12 protein-coding genes are annotated in these 14,230 nt (G+C 67.9%); 7 read left to right on the top strand and 5 right to left on the bottom strand.

The genetic code is table 11. The features are described 5' to 3' along the window. Nucleotides 1-280 precede the first annotated feature (280 nt). Together JWS13_RS41400 and JWS13_RS41395 are read left to right on the top strand one after the other, a co-directional pair. Nucleotides 281-664: a DUF1844 domain-containing protein gene (locus JWS13_RS41400; RefSeq protein ID WP_206010915.1), complete on the top strand. Its 384-nt coding sequence runs from the start codon at nucleotides 281-283 to the stop codon at nucleotides 662-664. A 34-nt stretch (nucleotides 665-698) separates the two neighbouring features. Further along, the gene (locus JWS13_RS41395) at nucleotides 699-1,112 is read left to right on the top strand and encodes a DUF1801 domain-containing protein (protein ID WP_206010914.1); all 414 of its coding nucleotides are present in this window, start codon (nucleotides 699-701) and stop codon (nucleotides 1,110-1,112) included. 6 nt (nucleotides 1,113-1,118) lie between these two features. On the opposite strand, the gene JWS13_RS41390 is transcribed toward JWS13_RS41395, so the two are convergent. Further along, nucleotides 1,119-1,820: a helix-turn-helix transcriptional regulator gene (locus JWS13_RS41390; RefSeq protein WP_206010913.1), complete on the bottom strand. Its 702-nt coding sequence runs from the start codon at nucleotides 1,818-1,820 to the stop codon at nucleotides 1,119-1,121. A 120-nt stretch (nucleotides 1,821-1,940) separates the two neighbouring features. Here JWS13_RS41390 and JWS13_RS41385 point away from each other — a divergent pair, with 120 nt between their 5' ends. Then, on the top strand, nucleotides 1,941-2,687 hold the full coding sequence (locus JWS13_RS41385; protein ID WP_206010912.1) for an alpha/beta fold hydrolase: 747 nt from the start codon (nucleotides 1,941-1,943) through the stop codon (nucleotides 2,685-2,687). A 6-nt stretch (nucleotides 2,688-2,693) separates the two neighbouring features. On the opposite strand, the gene uvrA is transcribed toward JWS13_RS41385, so the two are convergent. Continuing rightward, the gene (gene uvrA / locus JWS13_RS41380) at nucleotides 2,694-5,687 is read right to left on the bottom strand and encodes an excinuclease ABC subunit UvrA (protein ID WP_206010911.1); all 2,994 of its coding nucleotides are present in this window, start codon (nucleotides 5,685-5,687) and stop codon (nucleotides 2,694-2,696) included. Nucleotides 5,688-5,838: 151 nt separating this feature from the next. Here uvrA and JWS13_RS41375 point away from each other — a divergent pair, with 151 nt between their 5' ends. The 4 genes from JWS13_RS41375 (at nucleotide 5,839) to JWS13_RS41360 (ending at nucleotide 10,471) form a co-directional block, all read left to right on the top strand. Beyond that, nucleotides 5,839-6,528, top strand: a complete 690-nt coding sequence (locus JWS13_RS41375; protein WP_206010910.1) for an MBL fold metallo-hydrolase — start codon at nucleotides 5,839-5,841, stop codon at nucleotides 6,526-6,528. Nucleotides 6,529-6,696: 168 nt separating this feature from the next. After that, nucleotides 6,697-7,659: a DoxX family protein gene (locus tag JWS13_RS41370; RefSeq protein WP_206010909.1), complete on the top strand. Its 963-nt coding sequence runs from the start codon at nucleotides 6,697-6,699 to the stop codon at nucleotides 7,657-7,659. A gap of 146 nt (nucleotides 7,660-7,805) precedes the next feature. Beyond that, nucleotides 7,806-10,088, top strand: coding sequence for a HelD family protein (locus JWS13_RS41365; protein WP_206010908.1), 2,283 nt, complete (start codon nucleotides 7,806-7,808; stop codon nucleotides 10,086-10,088). Next, nucleotides 10,085-10,471, top strand: coding sequence for a DUF732 domain-containing protein (locus JWS13_RS41360; protein ID WP_206010907.1), 387 nt, complete (start codon nucleotides 10,085-10,087; stop codon nucleotides 10,469-10,471). Before JWS13_RS41365 ends, JWS13_RS41360 begins: the two co-directional genes overlap by 4 nt. 11 nt (nucleotides 10,472-10,482) lie before the next feature. Here the strand turns inward: JWS13_RS41360 and JWS13_RS41355 are convergent, their stop codons facing one another. The 3 genes from JWS13_RS41355 to uvrB all read right to left on the bottom strand — a co-directional run bounded on the left by JWS13_RS41355 (nucleotide 10,483) and on the right by uvrB (nucleotide 14,205). Next, nucleotides 10,483-10,935, bottom strand: a complete 453-nt coding sequence (locus JWS13_RS41355; RefSeq protein ID WP_005247414.1) for a universal stress protein — start codon at nucleotides 10,933-10,935, stop codon at nucleotides 10,483-10,485. 188 nt (nucleotides 10,936-11,123) lie between these two features. Continuing rightward, entirely contained in the window at nucleotides 11,124-11,996 is an 873-nt protein-coding gene (locus JWS13_RS41350; protein WP_206010906.1) for an SCO6745 family protein, read from the bottom strand. 46 nt (nucleotides 11,997-12,042) lie between these two features. Next, nucleotides 12,043-14,205: an excinuclease ABC subunit UvrB gene (gene uvrB / locus JWS13_RS41345; RefSeq protein WP_206010905.1), complete on the bottom strand. Its 2,163-nt coding sequence runs from the start codon at nucleotides 14,203-14,205 to the stop codon at nucleotides 12,043-12,045. Between the last annotated feature and the right edge of the window lie 25 nt (nucleotides 14,206-14,230).

The following is a 14,230-nucleotide window of genomic DNA, read 5'->3' as shown; positions in this document are numbered from 1 at the left end:
ATCAGACGAACTCACGGCTCACGCCGCTCCCTCATCTCCTCACATTCGAGGAACTCGGGCCGAGGAACCTCGGACCGAGCGACCGGACCACTGAGCTGCAGTTTTACCTGCCGCGCAGAGGTGGGAGTCGGACTCCACTTGCTGCCCCCGACAAATCCGAAGGCGGTCGTTGGACCAAGAGTAACATTTGCGCACGTCGTCAGCTAATCGATACCGGGACGTTGCGTCCCACGGCCACCTGGCCGCCCGGTCACCGGCCGCTGGTGGAATCCTCTAGGGCATGACGGACAACATCGATGACACCCCGAACGACGGCACCGTGAACGACGGTGACCAGAATACCGACGTCCGGGAACTGGCCGACGTTCCCTCGGTCGAGGTCATCAGCCGCGCCGCGGTCATGCTCATGAGTTCGGCAGCCGAGAAACTCGGCCTGTCCGACGCCGACCCCGACTCCAGCCCCCACCGCGACCTCGACGAGGCCCGGCGGGTCATCACCGCCCTCGCCGGCCTGGTGACCGCGTCCATCGAGTACCTCGGACCGCACGCTGGGCCGATCCGCGAAGGCCTGCAGGCGCTGCAGCGCGCGTTCCGCGAAGCGTCTTCGCACCCGGACGAGCCCGGCAAGGGTCCGGGTGAGAAGTACACCGGACCGGTGTACTGAGAAACGGCGAGCACCGAGATGGCGGGGTACTGAGATGGCGAGCCGCAACAAGACCGAGCAGACGTCGGCCGGTGTCGACGAATTCCTCGACACGATCGCCGACCCGGTGAAGCGCGCCGACAGCGCACGGATGGTGGAATTGCTCACCGCCGCGACGGGTGAGCCCGCCGCGATGTGGGGAACCAGCATCGTCGGATTCGGCTCCCGCCATTACCGGTATGCCAGCGGCCACGAGGGCGACACCGCCCTGATCGGATTCTCGCCGCGGGCGGCGGCACTCACCCTGTATCTCTCCCTCGACTGCACCGAGCACGAGGACGAACTCGCCGCGCTCGGCAAGCACAAGGTCGGCAAGGGCTGCCTCTACGTCAAGAAACTCGCCGACGTCGACGAGTCGGTTCTCGTCTCGCTGGTGAACCGATCCGTGGCGGCCGCCCGCGCGCTCTGATCGCCCTCACCGGTCGAACACGGTGCGCGCGTCGGCGGGCGGTTCGCCGAAGAGGTCCGGATCGCGCGGGACGAACGACCGGCCGGTGAGGGTGGCGTCGGAGACCCGGTCCAACCGGAACCAGCGCACACCCGCGCGGCTCACGCACCACGCGACGAGGAACCACGACCCTCTCGTGTGCGCGAGAAGGTGCGGTTCGACAACCCGTTCGGTGCGTCCGCCGTCCCGGTCGACGTACCGCAGGGAAACCATCAGTTCCCGCTGCAATCCGTCTTCGACGACGCGGCGGATGCGGGGTTCCGCGCTGCCTCCGGTGGTGTCTCGCCGGATCCACACCTTCGCGCCGAGTCGCTCCACCCGCTCCCTCGACTCCGTGTCCATCACGTCGAGCAACTTGGCGAGCGCGGCCCGCCCGTCCGTCGCGAACGGCGCATCGCGAAAGGCTGTGAGGGCGAGCGCCACCGAGACCGCCTGAGCGGGAGTGAAATTCACCGGCGGCAACGTGCCGTTCCCGATGATCCCGTATCCCCCACCCGGTCCGGCAGTGGCCCGGATCGCGGCGCCCGAGGACTGCAGTACGGCGATGTCCCGCTTGATCGTGCGGGCCGTCACCTCGAACTGCGCCGCCAACTGCTCCGCGGTCCGGCCCCGGTCACCCGCGCGGCGCAGTTCTTCCGTCAGGGCGTGGAGGCGGGCGGGACGGTCCATGAGGGCAGTCTGCCGAACGTCCGCGGCAAAGTCCCGATTCTGATCGGGCCGGTTCCGTTATGAGACTGTGACGAATACGGTGACACGCTGATGTCACCGGTGCGGGTTCACTCTTGTCTCATGACTCGGACAAGCGAAGTACACGGCAGCACAGGCACTCACATCATTCTGGTCCCCGGATTCTGGCTCGGCGCATGGGCCTGGGCGGCAGTGGAATCCGACCTGATCGGGCAGGGGCATCGCGTCACCGCGGTGACGTTGCCGGGACTCGACTCCACCGTCAGCGACCGCGCCGGCGTCCGGCTGGACGACCACATCGCCGCGATCACGGAGGCCGTCGCGAACACACCGTCGTCGGAGCGGGTGGTGGTCGTGGCACACAGCGGTGCGGGGCCGGTGGCCTACGCGGCGAGCGATCGGGTGCCCGACCGACTCGCCCGCATCGTCTACGTCGACTCGGGACCATTGCAGAGCGGAACCGCGCTGCGCGACGATCTCGACCCGGCGGACGTCGAGATTCCGCTGCCGTCCTGGTCCGAACTCGAGGCCGAAGGCAGCAGCCTCGATGGGCTCGACGACGACACGCTCGAGACGTTCCGCAACCGGGCGGTGCCCATGCCCGCCGGACCGGCGAGGGACACGCTCGAACTCGCCGACAGCAGGCGATTGGACGTGCCGACCACGGTGATCTGCACCAGTTTCCCGTCGGAGGTCATCCAGCAGATGGCCGCAGCGGGCCACCCGATGGCGGCCGAACTCGCGCAGATCGCGAAAGTCGACTACGTCGATCTGCCGACCGGGCACTGGCCGATGTGGTCGCGGCCCGCAGACCTCGCGACCGCGATCGACGCGGCCGCGAGGGACTGACCGGATTCAGCTGACTGCTGCGGCCTTCTTCGGCGCCCGCTTACGCGGTGTCGCCGTGGCGGCCGCGGCAGTCTTCTTCGCCGACGCGGACTTCCGCGTCGGCGAGGACTTGGCTGCCTTCGACTTCGCCGGAACGGGTGCCGGCACCGAGAGAACATTCTCGAGGAACCGGCCCGTGTAACTCTCCGGAACCTGCGCGATGTCCTCAGGGGTTCCCTGCGCGACGACGGTTCCGCCGCCGGACCCGCCCTCGGGCCCCATGTCGACCACCCAGTCGGACGTCTTGATCACGTCGAGGTTGTGCTCGATCACGATCACCGTGTTGCCCTTGTCGACCAGACCGTTGACGACCCCGAGCAGCTTGCGGATGTCCTCGAAGTGCAGACCCGTCGTGGGCTCGTCGAGGATGTACACCGTGCGGCCCGTCGAACGTTTCTGTAGTTCGGCGGCGAGCTTCACGCGCTGCGCCTCACCACCGGACAGCGTGGGCGCGGGCTGACCGAGCCGCACGTACCCGAGACCGACCTCGACGAGGGTCTTGAGGTAGCGGTGGATCGAGGTGATGGGCTCGAAGAATTCCGCGGCCTCCTCGATCGGCATGTCCAGGACCTCGGCGATGGTCTTGCCCTTGTAGTGGACCTCGAGCGTCTCGCGGTTGTACCGGGCACCGTGGCAGACCTCGCACGGTACGTACACGTCGGGCAGGAAGTTCATCTCGATCTTCAGCGTGCCGTCGCCGGAGCAGGCCTCGCACCGGCCGCCCTTGACGTTGAACGAGAACCGGCCCGGCTGGTAGCCGCGCACCTTCGACTCGGTGGTGGCGGCGAACAGGGTGCGGATCTTGTCGAACACCCCGGTATAGGTGGCCGCGTTGGACCGCGGGGTGCGGCCGATCGGCGACTGGTCGACCTGCACGAGCTTGTCCAGCTGGTCGAGCCCGTTGATGCGGGTGTGCCTGCCGGGCACCTGACGGGCGCCGTTGAGCTTGTTCGCCATGACCGTCGCGAGGATGTCGTTGACGAGCGTCGACTTACCGGACCCGGACACACCGGTGACCGACGTGAGCACGCCCAGCGGGAAGCTGACGTCGATGCCGCCGAGGTTGTGTTCGCGCGCGCCGACGACCGTGACCTGCCGCTTGCGGTCGACCGGCCGGCGGATGGCGGGAATCTCGATGTGACTGCGGCCCGACAGGTAGGCGCCGGTGAGGGATTCCTCGCAGTCGAGCAGTTCCTGGTACGGCCCGCTGTGGACGACCTTGCCGCCGTGCTCGCCGGCGAGCGGTCCGATGTCGACCACCCAGTCGGACGTGCGGATGGTGTCTTCGTCGTGTTCGACCACGATCAGCGTGTTCCCGAGGTCGCGCAGGCGCGTCAGGGTCTCGATGAGGCGCCGGTTGTCGCGCTGGTGCAGACCGATCGACGGCTCGTCGAGCACGTACAGCACGCCCACCAGACCCGAGCCGATCTGGGTGGCGAGACGGATGCGCTGCGCCTCACCACCGGACAGGGTGCCTGCGGCGCGGGCGAGGGAGAGGTACTCGAGGCCGACGTCGAGGAGGAAACCGAGGCGCGCCTGGACCTCTTTGAGCACCTGACCGGCGATGGCCTCCTCGCGGCTGCCCAGCGTGAGGCTGTTCAGGAAGTCGGCGCAATCGGAGATCGACAGTTCACAGACCTCGGCGATCGATTTCATCCCGAACTTCTCGTTCGCGATCGTGACCGACAGGATCTCGGGGCGCAGTCGCGCACCACCGCACGCGGGACAGGGGGTGTCCCGCATGTAGCCGTCGTAGCGTTCCTTCATCTGGTCGGACTCGGTCTGCTCGAGCCTGCGGTGCAGGAACGGCATGACGCCCTCGAACTCGGCGTAGTAGGAACGGGTACGCCCGTACCGGTTCTTGTAGCGGACGTGGACCTGCTCCTCACTGCCCTCGAGGATCGCCCGGCGCGCCTTCGCCGGGAGCTTGTTCCACGGCGTCTTCATGTCGAAGCCGAGGATGTCGCCGAGGCCGGACAGCAGGCGACCGAAGTATTCGGAACTCTGCCCCATCGACCACGGCGCGATGGCCCCGTCCTCCAGCGACAACTCGGGGTCCGGGACGACGAGGTCCGGGTCGACCTCCTTGCGGATTCCGAGGCCGGTGCACTCGGGGCACGCGCCGTACGGGGAGTTGAACGAGAACGACCGCGGCTCGAGGTCATCGATGGACAGGGCGTGGCCGTTGGGGCACGCCAGCTTCTCCGAGAACCGTCGCTCCCGGTCGGCGGCGTTCTCCTCGCGGTCGACGAAGTCGAGGACGACGATGCCCTCCGCCAGTCGCAGCGCGGTCTCGACGGAATCGGTGAGCCGCTGCTTGGAACCGGCCTTGACGGTGAGGCGGTCGACGACCACCTCGATGTCGTGCTTTTCCTGCTTCTTGAGCTTGGGCGGCTCGGACAGCGGATACACCACGCCGTCGACCCGCACACGCGAGTAGCCCTGCATGTTGAGCTGGTCGAACAGGTCGACGAACTCGCCCTTGCGGGTACGCACGACGGGGGCGAGCACCTGGAAGCGGGTGCCTTCCTCCATCTCCAGAACCTGGTCGACGATCTGCTGCGGCGTCTGCCGCGCGATCTGCTCCCCACAGACCGGGCAGTGTGCGGTGCCGGCCCGCGCATAGAGCAGACGGAGGTAGTCGTAGACCTCCGTGATGGTGCCGACCGTCGACCGCGGGTTCCGGTTGGTCGACTTCTGGTCGATGGACACCGCGGGCGACAGACCTTCGATGAAGTCGACGTCGGGCTTGTCCATCTGGCCGAGGAACTGGCGCGCGTACGCCGACAGCGACTCGACGTAGCGTCGCTGGCCCTCGGCGAAGATCGTGTCGAACGCCAGACTCGACTTGCCCGAGCCCGACAACCCGGTGAACACGATCAGGCTGTCGCGGGGCAGATCGAGATCGACCCCTCGCAGATTGTGCTCACGGGCACCCCGCACGATAAGGCGATCCGCCACTCCAAGTCCCTTCATTGTTCGACAGCCGAGGACGCGCGTGGACGCTCAGCCCTCTGGCCGTGCCATGGTAAGCCGGGGCACCGACACGTTCTGTGGGACGGATGGCCGCCCTGCCACTCACCTGCCTGTATTCGACGGTAGCCTCCCCATCATGACCGAGCAGCCCATGGTGATAGAAGACTCGTACACCGGCCACCTCTCCCCCGGTTCGGCGCCGCAGCGCCGCACGGTTCCGGGAGCCACGATCACGAAGATGTCCGTCGGCCCCATGGACAACAACGTGTACCTGGTCGTCTGTTCCGCAACCGGAAAATCCGTCCTCATCGACGCCGCCAACGAGGCGGACCGCGTCAACCAACTGATCGGCGAACACGCGCCGTCCCTCGACCTGATCGTCACCACGCACCAGCACGGCGACCACTGGCTGGCGCTCGAGGACGTCGCGGCGGCCACCCGCGTGGACACCGCCGCCCATCCCCTCGACGCCGACGCACTGCCCGTCCGGCCCGACCGCCTCCTCGAAGACGGCGACACCGTCACCGTCGGTGAGATCACCCTCGACGTGATTCACCTCGCCGGCCACACCCCCGGCTCCGTCGCGCTCGCGCTCACCGAGGCAGGCGGCGGACGCACCCACCTCTTCACCGGTGACTCCCTCTTCCCGGGCGGCGTCGGCAAGACCGCCGACGCGGGGAAGTTCGCATCGCTGCTCACCGACGTCGAGACCAAGCTCTTCGACCGCTACGGCGACGACACCGTCGTCTACCCCGGCCACGGTGACGACACCACCCTCGGCGCCGAGCGCCCCCACCTCGGGGAGTGGCGCGAACGCGGCTGGTGACCGCATCCGATCGCCGATCGCGCACCGCACGGTCCGCGATTGGCGATCGGCCTCCCTGGGTACTGGTGAATGGGCGGACCGTCGGTCCGGCAACACTGTCGTACGCCGACGACTGCCCAGAACTCTCGTTAGTGTGAGACGGGAGAACTCGAGATTGGGAGGCCAGGAATGCTCGTCCGTCGTATCGCTCGCCCACTGCTGTCCGCGATCTTCATCAGCGGAGGGATCGATGCACTTCGAAATCCGGCGCAGAAAGCACAGGCCGCCGCACCACTGATCGACAAGTCCACCGAGGCGCTTCCCGGGTCCGTCACGCAGAAGATCCCGTCCGACCCGGAGACGCTGGTCAAGATCAACGCCGCCGTGCAGATCGGCGGCGGCGTTCTCCTCGCCACCGGGAAGGCACCGCGCCTCGCGTCGCTCGCGCTCGCAGGCAGCCTCGTCCCCACTACCGTTGTGGGGCACGACTTCTGGAACGAGACCGACCCCGCGAAGAAGGCGGCGCAGCGCACTCAGTTCCTCAAGAACGTCAGCCTGCTCGGCGGGCTGCTCATCGCCGCCGTCGACACCGAGGGCAAGCCGTCGCTGGGCTGGCGTGGACGCCGCGCCGCCCGGCACGCACAGGAGACCGTGGCCGCGGCCCTGCCACTCGGCTCCGGTCACGACCATCACGGCCCCGAGATCGGAGAGGCCCTGGCCGCGGCGTCGGAGCGTGCCCGCATCCTGTCCGGTGAGGCCGCCGAGCGCGGGTCCGGCCTCCTCGAGGTCGCGAAAGAACACGGCGCCGAACTCGCGAAGGTCGCGGCGGATCGCGGCGCCGAGTGGGCGGAGGTCGCGAAGGAGCACGGCGCCGAGTGGGCGGACGTCGCCCGCGAACGCGGCGCCGAATGGGCGGACGTCGCGAAAGAACACGGCGCCGAGTGGGCGGACGTCGCCCGCGAACGCGGCGCGGAACTCGTCGAGGCGGCGAAGGAGCACGGCCCGGAACTGGCCGAGGTCGCCCGCGAGAAGGGCGGCGAATGGGCAGGCACCGCCGCAGAACGCGGTGAGGTGCTGAGCAAGCGGGCCCGCAAGCAGGCGGAGACCGCGCTCGAGAAGGCCAGGGCGAAGCGGGACGAACTGTCCCACTGACCCGGCCCGCGCCGGATATTCGATCTGATCGGCCCCGGAGACCGCCGCTGACCTGCGATGTCAGCGACACGCCTCCGGGGCCGACTAGACTGTCCAGGCACTTTTGCAGCCGATCCGGTTGCAGCCGAACCAGTCAAGGAGACCTCTTGCCCGACGAGGACACGTCACGCGACGAGCGCGAGCTCGAGCAGCAGTACGTGACGATGCTCTACACCCGACTGGACGGCCTTCGCCAATACGCGGCGAACCGGCTGAGCCGTGTACTGCTCGAGACCGGCGGAACCCCGCAGGCCAGGAGCGAGCGGGAGTCGTTCAACCAGCTCTACACCGAAGACCTCGCCAAGTACGACGCCGCGGAGAACGGACTGTGCTTCGGCCGGATCGACCTCGACGGCGAGCACCGCTACATCGGCCGCCTCGGCATCCTCGACGAGGAGAACGACTACGAGACGATGCTCCTCGATTGGCGTGCGCCCCTTGCCCGCCCGTTCTATCTCGCGACGCCCGCGGCCCCCGACGGGGTCACCCGCCGACGGCACATCCGGTCGCGGAGTCGCCGGGTGACCGCCGTCAACGACGAATACCTGGACCTGGCGGCCGCGGAGGCCGCAGGCACTGTCACCGGCTCGGACGGCGTCGCCGGTGAGAGCGCGCTGCTCGCGGCGTTGAACGCGGCCCGCACCGGGCAGATGAACGACATCGTCGAGACCATCCAGGGCGAGCAGGACGCCATCATCCGGTCGGAGCACAAGAGCGTGCTCGTGGTCCAGGGTGGTCCCGGAACCGGCAAGACCGCGGTCGCTCTGCACCGCGCCGCCTACCTGCTCTACACGTATCGCCAGCAGCTCGCGAAGGCCGGCGTCCTCATCATCGGCCCCAATGCCACGTTCCTCGACTACATCGGCCAGGTGCTGCCGTCGCTCGGCGAGACCGGTGTGCTGCTCTCCACCATCGGCGACCTCTACCCCGGTGTCCGCGCCACCGTCGAGGACAGCCTCGACGGCGGCGAGATCAAGGGCTCTCTCGACATGCTGGAGGTTCTCAAGAAGGCGGTCCGGGACCGGCAGGAAGTGCCGTCGCGGCCCGTGGAGCTGACGTTCGACACCTACCGGATCACCCTCGACCGCAAGGTCGTCACCCGCGCTCGTGGCCGGGCGAGGTCGTCCAGGCGCCCGCACAACCTGGCCCGCCCCATCTTCGTCTCCTCGGTCATCGAGGCGCTCGCGCAGCAACTCGCGGACACCCTCGGCGCCAACGTCGTCGACGGCGGGAACCTGCTGAGCCGGGACGACATCGCCGACATGCGCGACGAGATGCGTGAGGACCCGGACATCATGACGGCGATCAGCGCGCTGTGGCCGGAACTGTCGCCGCAGCAGGTGCTCGCCGAGCTGTACGCCTCACCGAAGCGGCTGGCCGATGCCGCGCCGAATCTGACGGAGGCGCAACGCGTCTCGCTGCACCGTCCCGGAATGCGCGGCTTCAGCGCCGCCGACGCCCCACTCCTCGACGAACTGGCGGAACTCCTCGGCGTCGACGACGCCGCCGAGCGGGAGCGCGCCCGTCGCCAGTGGCGGGCGCAGATCGCGGACGCCCAGGGCGCCCTGGACATCCTGACCGGATCGGCGCCGCAGGATCTCGAGGACGAACTGGACCCGGAAATCCTGATGGCCTACGACCTGATCGACGCCAGCCAGCTCGCGGAACGCCACGACGTCGGGCAGCACCAGACCACCGCGGAACGCGCCGCCGGCGACCGAACGTGGACCTACGGTCACGTGATCGTCGACGAGGCGCAGGAGCTCTCGGAAATGGCCTGGCGAATGCTGATGCGGCGCATACCGAATCGCTGGATGACGTTGGTCGGCGACACCGCGCAGACCGGCGACCCGGCGGGAACGTCGTCGTGGCAGCGGATCCTCGAACCGTACGTCGCCAAGCGGTGGAAGCTGACGGAACTGACCGTCAACTACCGCACACCGGCGGAGATCATGACGTCGGCCCGGCGGGTTCTCGCCGAGATCGACGCCGAGCAGACCGTGCCGCGGTCGGTGCGCGAATCCGGTTTCGCGCCGTGGGCCCTGCAGGTGTCCGAGGCCGAACTGGCAGACACCGTGCGCACCTGCGTGTCCCGGGAAACCGGACCGGGCACCACCGTCGTGATCGGCGGCCACGACCTGGTCGCCGCACTCGCCGACCTGCGGTCGGACACGGTCAGCGTCCTCACGGTGCGAGACGTCAAGGGACTGGAATTCGACTCGGTGCTCATCGCCGAGCCCCAGGACATCCTCGACGAGTCGCCGCGCGGCATGAACGACCTCTACGTCGCCCTGACCCGGGCGACGCAACGACTCGGTGTGGTGCACACGAAGGCGTTGCCCACTGTGCTGTCCGAACTCGGCCCGGCAGAGGTCGGGATCCTGTCGTGACCCCGGGCGGTCGCGGTCGGCGGATCGGGTGTGGGCTCGTCCTCACCACGATTGCGCTGACCGCGTGCTCGGAGGCCACCGCCTCCGACCCGCCGCGCACCGCCTCGGTGGCATCCACCACCGCCGCATCACACCTGGATGCCCGTGGCCTGCGCTACAAGGAGGCGCTGGTCGCGGCGGGAATTCCGGCGCCGCCCGACGATACGGTCCTGGCGCTCGCCAACGGGATCTGTGGTCAGCTCTCCGAGGGGACCGACGAGCCGACGATTCTCGCGCACCTCACCCCGATGGCGCAGTTCGCCTCGGCGACGTCGGATTCGGGCCTCACCACCGAACAGGTGGCGCAGGTGTATCTCGATGCCGCCGAGGCGAATTACTGCTGATCGGTCCGGTGTCAGCGCACCGTGTGGACGATGAGGACGTCGGACGTCGACTTGCGTGCGGCATCGGACGGAACCGACCCGAGAAGCCGCCCGGTGAGGGTGTTGAGTCCACGGTTACCGATCACCAGGAGACCGGCCTCGACCTCGTCGACCAGGTTGAGCAGCGACTCGACGGGGGCGCCGACGACGGCGCGTTCGACGACCTCCTTGGCGCCGGCGGCGTGTGCGCGCTCCTTCGCGGTGCGCAGGATCTCGTACGTCGGGGCCGAACCGGTGATCTGGTAGGCCTCGTCACCGAGCGCGTCGGCGGCCTGCCCGACGTCCTTGGGATCGGCCGGGTAGTACGCGCAGGCGATGATCAGCTTGGCACCGGCGTCCCCCGCGATGGCGGCAGCCTTCTCGACGGCCAGAAACGACGACTCGGAGCCATCGGTTCCGACGACAACGGTCCGGTAGGCGCTCATTCATTCCTCCATGTCTGCGGTGGTCGATTGGCCGGGGTCCGGACACACGTCATGCCTGGACCCAGCAGCCACTGCGCTGACCCTAGCCGTCCCGGTCCCCTCATAGGTGCATTTGCAACACATGCCACAGGGGATATCCCCGGTGCATGACGGATCACATTTTGCGTGCGCGCGGACTGTGATCGGTGTCAGCGGGACACGGCGACCTTGGGCCCGAACACGCCGGCCGGGAACACTCCCGCCTCGACGATCGCGTCCCGCCACGGGGTCGCGAGTTCGACGAGACGGGCCGCCCCGTCCTCGCCCAGTGCCGCCCACGGGGCCAGCGCGAGATCGTCGGTGAGATCCTCGACCAGTTGCCGCAGTTCCTTGCCTTCGGCAGTGAGTTCGCCCCGGGCGTCCAGGATTTCCCGGTCACGCAGACTGTCGCATGCGGAGTCCCACTGCTCCTGGGTCCAGGCGCGGCGGGTGATTGCGAACTTCTTCTGGAACCCATACCCGGTGGCGGTGTGGGTGATCAGCGATTCGAGTCCGCTCAGACCTGCGGTCTGCAGGGCGGCGATGTGACCGTCGCCGCGGTACTCCCGCAGCACCGTGAGGGCATGCCAGAACGCGAGATGCGGTGAGTCCGGCCACTCGACCTCCGTGTAGCCCGCACAGAGCGGCCTGCCCTCGACACCCGGGACACCCCGCGCCGCAATGGACGCCAATTCGGCCGCCTCGGCCATCTCCGGTGACGCGGTCACCGATTCACCGAGCAGTCGCACATACGCCTCGCCGACCGCCCGGTACCGCGCCTCGACGATTGCCGCGGGCGTGGCCAGACTCCAGGCACGCGGAATGATCGACGCGACCGCGGCGGGACTGAAGTTGAAGAACGTGGCCGTGACCACGCCCGCGCCGACCGCACCCATCGGCGCGGAACGTCCGGCGAAGTAGGTCATCCGGCCCGGTTCGAGCCCCGTCTCGACCAGGCGTTCCTCGACCTCGGGAACGAAATAGCTGAGGGAATGTAGCAATTCCAGGGACCGGGCGGTGCGACCTGCGTTGTGTGCATCCATATGTGCGACCGTACTGCTGCGCGACCGTACTGCCTCGGCGCCCTCGCTATTTCAGGCCCGCGGCATCCATGCCGCGCAACTCCTTCTTCAGATCGGCGATCTCGTCGCGCAGTCGCCCGGCGAGTTCGAACTGCAGATCACGGGCGGCGTTCATCATCTGATCGGTCAATTCCTTGACCAGGTCGGCCAACTCCGCCCTGGGCATCGACTTCGTGTCGCGGCCCTCGTACACGCCCGCACTGACCGAGCGTCCCGCCTCGCCCTGTGCACGACGCCCCCGGGTCGCGTTGCGTCCGGAACCTCCGACATCGACGCCACTGGCCGTGTCCTCGGCCTCCTCGTAGACCTGGTCGAGGATGTCGGCGATCTTCTTCCGCAGAGGCTGCGGATCGACGCCCATCTTCTCGTTGTAGGCGATCTGCTTCTCACGACGCCGCTCGGTCTCCTCGATCGCGTGCTGCATCGAGTCGGTGATCTTGTCGGCGTACATGTGCACCTGACCGGAGACGTTACGAGCCGCACGGCCGATCGTCTGGATGAGGCTGGTCGAGCTCCGCAGGAAGCCCTCCTTGTCGGCGTCGAGGATGGCCACCAGCGACACCTCGGGCAGGTCGAGGCCCTCACGCAGCAGGTTGATGCCCACCAGAACGTCGTACTCCCCCAGCCGCAGCTGCCGGAGCAGTTCGACGCGTCGCAACGTGTCGATGTCCGAGTGCAGGTACCGCACCCGGATCCCGAGCTCGAGGAGGTAGTCGGTGAGGTCTTCCGACATCTTCTTCGTCAACGTGGTGACGAGGACGCGCTCGTCGCGGTCCGCGCGTTCCCGGATCTCGTGCACCAGGTCGTCGATCTGCCCCTTGGTCGGTTTGACGACCACCTGGGGGTCGACGAGACCGGTCGGGCGGATGACCTGCTCGACGAACTCGCCCCCGGCCTGCCCCAGCTCGTACTTGCCGGGTGTGGCCGACAGGTACACCGTCTGCCCGATGCGCTGAGTGAACTCCTCCCACGTCAGCGGGCGGTTGTCGGTGGCCGACGGCAACCGGAACCCGAACTCGACGAGGTTCCGCTTACGCGACATGTCACCCTCGTACATCGCACCGATCTGCGGGACCGTCACGTGAGACTCGTCGATGACGAGGAGGAAATCCTCCGGGAAGTAGTCGATCAGCGTTGCGGGCGCGGTGCCCGCTCCACGACCGTCGATGTGCCGCGAGTAGTTCTCGATGCCGGAGCAGAACCCGACCTGCTTGATCATCTCGAGGTCGTACTGGGTGCGCATCCGGAGCCGCTGCGCCTCGAGCAGCTTGCCCTTGTTCTCGAGGTCGGCGAGCCGCTCCTCGAGCTCGGCTTCGATGTCTTTGACGGCACGTTCCATCCGCTCCGGACCCGCGACGTAGTGCGTGGCCGGGAAGATGCGTACCGAGTCGACCTTCCGCACGATGTCCCCGGTGAGCGGGTGCAGGTAGTACAGCGCCTCGATCTCGTCGCCGAAGAACTCGATCCGCACCGCCAGTTCCTCGTACGAGGGAATGATCTCGACCGTGTCACCCCGCACCCGGAAGGACCCCCGGGTGAACGCAAGGTCGTTGCGGGTGTACTGCACGTCGACCAGCAGCCTCAGGAGGGCGTCGCGCGGAACCTCCACACCGACCTCGAGCTGCACCGAGCGGTCGAGGTACGACTGCGGGGTGCCGAGGCCGTAGATGCACGACACGGACGCCACCACGACCACGTCCCGCCGCGAGAGCAGGCTCGATGTCGCGGAGTGCCGCAGCCGCTCGACGTCGTCGTTGATCGACGAGTCCTTCTCGATGTAGGTGTCGGTCTGCGCGATGTACGCCTCGGGCTGGTAGTAGTCGTAGTACGAGACGAAGTACTCGACGGAGTTGTTGGGCAGCATGTCGCGCAACTCGTTGGCCAACTGCGCGGCGAGCGTCTTGTTGGGCGCCATCACCAACGTGGGTCGCTGCACCTTCTCGATCAGCCACGCCGTGGTCGCCGATTTACCGGTACCAGTGGCGCCGAGCAGGACCACGTCCTTCTCACCTGCGTTGATGCGGCGTTCCAGATCCGCGATCGCCGTCGGCTGGTCGCCTGCCGGTTTGTGGTCGCTGACGACCTCGAAACGCGCCTCCGACCGCTCGATCTCCCCGATGGGACGGAACTCGGAATGTGCCACCACGGGGTGCTCGGATGCAAACGCCATGCAACCAGGGTAGGCCGAGGGACCG

The sequence above is a fragment of the Rhodococcus pseudokoreensis genome, assembly GCF_017068395.1.
Classification (GTDB): domain Bacteria; phylum Actinomycetota; class Actinomycetes; order Mycobacteriales; family Mycobacteriaceae; genus Rhodococcus_F; species Rhodococcus_F pseudokoreensis.
Note: the sequence above shows the minus strand (reverse complement) of the source record. Positions and strands in the feature narration are given on the sequence as shown.

Excerpts from the sequence above, each read along its gene's own strand:
- JWS13_RS41400 (WP_206010915.1), top strand. The coding sequence starts at position 281 with ATGACGGACAACATCGATGACACCCCGAACGACGGCACCGTGAACGAC.
- JWS13_RS41395 (WP_206010914.1), top strand. The coding sequence starts at position 699 with ATGGCGAGCCGCAACAAGACCGAGCAGACGTCGGCCGGTGTCGACGAA.
- JWS13_RS41390 (WP_206010913.1), bottom strand. The coding sequence starts at position 1,820 with ATGGACCGTCCCGCCCGCCTCCACGCCCTGACGGAAGAACTGCGCCGC.
- JWS13_RS41385 (WP_206010912.1), top strand. The coding sequence starts at position 1,941 with ATGACTCGGACAAGCGAAGTACACGGCAGCACAGGCACTCACATCATT.
- JWS13_RS41375 (WP_206010910.1), top strand. The coding sequence starts at position 5,839 with ATGACCGAGCAGCCCATGGTGATAGAAGACTCGTACACCGGCCACCTC.
- JWS13_RS41370 (WP_206010909.1), top strand. The coding sequence starts at position 6,697 with ATGCTCGTCCGTCGTATCGCTCGCCCACTGCTGTCCGCGATCTTCATC.
- JWS13_RS41355 (WP_005247414.1), bottom strand. The coding sequence starts at position 10,935 with ATGAGCGCCTACCGGACCGTTGTCGTCGGAACCGATGGCTCCGAGTCG.
- JWS13_RS41350 (WP_206010906.1), bottom strand. The coding sequence starts at position 11,996 with ATGGATGCACACAACGCAGGTCGCACCGCCCGGTCCCTGGAATTGCTA.
- uvrB (WP_206010905.1), bottom strand. The coding sequence starts at position 14,205 with ATGGCGTTTGCATCCGAGCACCCCGTGGTGGCACATTCCGAGTTCCGT.